The organism is Actinoallomurus sp. NPDC050550, from assembly GCF_040655075.1.
GTDB lineage: Bacteria > Actinomycetota > Actinomycetes > Streptosporangiales > Streptosporangiaceae > Actinoallomurus.
In genome coordinates this window covers 1-3,316 of record NZ_JBFAJC010000135.1, presented here as the reverse complement: position 1 = coordinate 3,316, position 3,316 = coordinate 1, and the positions used below count along the sequence as shown (strand labels likewise).

Here is a 3,316-nt window from a genome sequence, read left to right as displayed (position 1 = left end):
ACCCGGGCGCCGCGTATCAGGCCGATCTGCACGGCGGCGAATCCGACCGTCGTCCCGGCGCCGTGCACCAGCAGCGTGTGGCCGGAGGTGACGCGACCACCACCACGCCGCCCAAGCACTCGCCACCGCGAAATCTCGCAGCTGACGTGTACCGGCGGCCGGCATACCGCGTCACCGACGTGAAGAACTGGCGCAGGAACAGGCGACCGTTCCCTCACCGGCGCTCCTCGAGGAGTATGGACCTGTGATCAAAACGGTGTTCCGCAGCGACGACCTTCCGCCACAGGACCGCAAGGCCGCCTTCGATGAGCTCCAGCTCAATAGCGGGCACCCGATGCGGTTCATCAGTTCGGAACCGGCGAACTTCCACGCCATCGCGCGGGCGCTGGATCTGGCGGACATCAACGTGGTGGAGCTGACCTGCTCGCCGTCTGAAGTGCGGCGGACACCTCGGCTGATCCGCGAATGCGATCCGGATCTGTACTGTGTGCTGTTCCCGCTGCACGGACGGCTCGTGATGAGCCAGGCCGGCCGTGAAGCCATGCTGGGCACGCGGGATTTCGCGCTGTACGACAGCCGGTATCCGGTTCAGGCGCGAATCGCCGGTGATGGCGGTACGGCTTCGCTGATGCGCGCGCAAGTGCCCCGGGCGCTCGTGTCATTGCCCGGGCGTCGGCTCGACAGCATTCTTGGTGTGTCCCTTTCCGGGCAGGGCGGCGTCGGCGCGCTGCTCAGGCAGTTCCTCACCCGCCTGATCGCGGACTCCGCCTCCTACCGGGCGATGGACGTGCCCCGGCTGAGCGGTGTCGCCGCCGACCTGATGACCGCGTCACTTGCCCACCATCTCGACGACGCCGTTACGCCGTATGACTCCGGCCAGGACGCCCTCTTTCTGCGCATCGAAGCATTCGTCCAACGGCACCTGCGTGATCCGGAACTGACGCCGCGGTCCATCGCCTCCGCCCACCACATTTCGGTCGCTTACCTGCACCGGCTGTTCCAGCAACACAGCACCACCGTCTCGGCGTGGATCCGCCGGCAACGCCTCGAACGAGCCCGCCGCGACCTCGCCGATCCCGCGCAGCGACTCACTCCCGTCCATCAGATCGCGGCTCGCTGGGGATTCAACGATCACAGCACCTTCACCCGCGCCTTCCGCGCCGTCTACGACCTCTCGCCCAGGGACTACCGCTTCCACATGCTCGAACCGTCCGGCGCGGCGGCCGAATGACGCCCTGAACGCTCTTCTCCCGAGCTTCGATTCCGGCGTGGACTGATCGTCAAGGCTTGTGGACTGACGGTCAAAGACTCGAGGACCATCCCACGGCACGCTTCAGATGACGACCTCCGTGAGGTGACAAGAACATCGCGGGAGTCCGTCGAACCTGCTCCATCGGGGACCAAGAGTGAAGGTCAAGGCCTGCTTCGGCGCCTTGCTCACCGTCGCCTCGCTCCTCGCTGGCTTGTCGCGTCCGCGCTAGAGCGGATCTCGAACAGAAGGGTCGATCGAAATCATGAAGCTCGCGAAGGCGGCGCTGGCCGGTCTCCTCGCCGTGCCCGCGGTCGTGGGGATTCCCGCCGTCGCTTACGCCGGATCAGCTCCTGGGTGCTCCAGTACCGTGCAGATCGGCACGACCGCGCACATTTATTCGGGCGGCACGACATTCGCCTCGGCCAAGCAGTTCAAGGGCTGTGGCAAGAACTGGGCCTATCTATACGTCTGGTCGGGATATCGCAGCACGCATAGTTCCTGGAACGCCTGCGTCGCCGTCGGCGACAACACCAGCGACTCGCTGGAAGGCACCCAGTGCAGGTCCAAATCAACGGAGATCTGGTCGCTCGGCGCCAACACTCTCGCGCACTGCACGCAGGCGATCGGCTGGATCCCGGACGGAGCGTCCGCCAAGACCAGCGAACGTTGCTGAGGACGAAGGAAACCATGGGTCCGCGCGTCCGTGACGCGGCGGTCGCCGCCGCGTTCACGGCCGTGGCGGGGACCACCCTGGCCGTGTCACCCGCGGCGTACGCCGGCGCTGAGATTGCTCCGGCTCCCTCATCGACACCTACGCGGTGACGTCACCGGTGAACGCACTCAGTCATGTCTACCTGTACTACGACGCCGGCGACGGACCCAACCGCGCGGTCAACGTCACGACGACGTAGTTCTGCACGAGCGCCCCAAGCCGGCTCACAAGAGGCCCCACCTGCAACTTCAGGGTGGAAGGGCCCAGTGATCTTCGCTTCGGCATCGCCCCCCACCTGCGACCAGGAGAAGCAATGAAGCTGTCCTCATACGCCGCCGCCCTCACGGCGGCCACCCTGCTCGTCCCCCTGACCGGAGCCGCCGAGGCGACGACACAAACGACCCACGGCAAGGCCCTTTCAAAGGCCCTTCCGAGCGTGAACATGGAAGCCCTCGTCAAGGCGGCCCAGATCGATCCACGGCGGCCCGACAACAAACTGACCCCCGGCGCCAAGGCCAGCGTGCTCCTCGTGGAGCGGGCGCTGCGCGACCGGCACCTGCTCGACAAGAAGTGGGTGGACGGGTACTTCGGCACCACAACCGTCACCGCCTACGCGAAATACCAGAAGTCGCTCGGCTACAAGGGTCTCCAAGCAAACGGCCTGCCGGGCAAGACATCGCTGGTCAAGCTCGGCGCCGGACGCTTCAAGGTCACCCACGTCATCACCCCGGGTGCCCGGGTGCACCTCGGTACCTTCGTCATCAACACCCGCACCCGGACCATGCTGAACGAGGCACAACGGCTGCTCGGCCGCAAACTCGTCCTGGACCAGGGCTCCTACAACCCCGGCGGTGACCCCACCTCCGCGGGCACCCACGACGGCGGCGGCGTCATCGACGTCAATGTCAAAGGAATGAGCTCCGCCACCCGCATCACGGTCACCCGCGCCCTGCGCCGGGTCGGCTTCGCAGCCTGGGTGCGCAACCCCAACCAAGGCAACTGGCCCTGGCACATCCACGCCGCCGCCATCAACGACACCGAACTCTCCTCCCAGGCCCAGCACCAGATCGGCGACTACTACCTCGGCCAGAACGGCCTCGCCAACCGCGGCCCGGACGACGGACCCAAGGTCACCATCCACACCTGGGAGGAGTACAAGCGCGCCTGACCCGTCCGAAATCCCCGGCTACGACCAAGAAGGAAAACAGCATGAGAACGCTCAACAAGATCCTCACCGTGGCGACCGCCGCAGTGGCGCTCGGTGGGACGGTGCTCGCCACCGCATCGCCCGCCTCGGCGGCGAGCCGCAACGGCAAATGCGATAGCGGCGAGTTCTGTTACTACTTCAACAG

Annotated in this window: 3 protein-coding genes; all 3 read left to right on the top strand. The window is 66.2% G+C overall.

Going from position 1 to position 3,316, the window contains the following annotated elements:
- The first annotated feature begins 244 nt into the window (after nucleotides 1–244).
- On the top strand, nucleotides 245–1,231 hold the full coding sequence (locus AB0I04_RS55025; protein ID WP_360905018.1) for a helix-turn-helix domain-containing protein: 987 nt from the start codon (nucleotides 245–247) through the stop codon (nucleotides 1,229–1,231).
- A gap of 283 nt (nucleotides 1,232–1,514) precedes the next feature.
- The gene (locus AB0I04_RS55020; protein ID WP_360905015.1) at nucleotides 1,515–1,925 is read left to right on the top strand and encodes a hypothetical protein; all 411 of its coding nucleotides are present in this window, start codon (nucleotides 1,515–1,517) and stop codon (nucleotides 1,923–1,925) included.
- A gap of 352 nt (nucleotides 1,926–2,277) precedes the next feature.
- Nucleotides 2,278–3,132 (top strand): peptidoglycan-binding protein, encoded by an 855-nt coding sequence (locus AB0I04_RS55015; protein ID WP_360905012.1) that lies wholly within the window; start codon nucleotides 2,278–2,280, stop codon nucleotides 3,130–3,132.
- The last annotated feature ends 184 nt before the right edge of the window (nucleotides 3,133–3,316 follow it).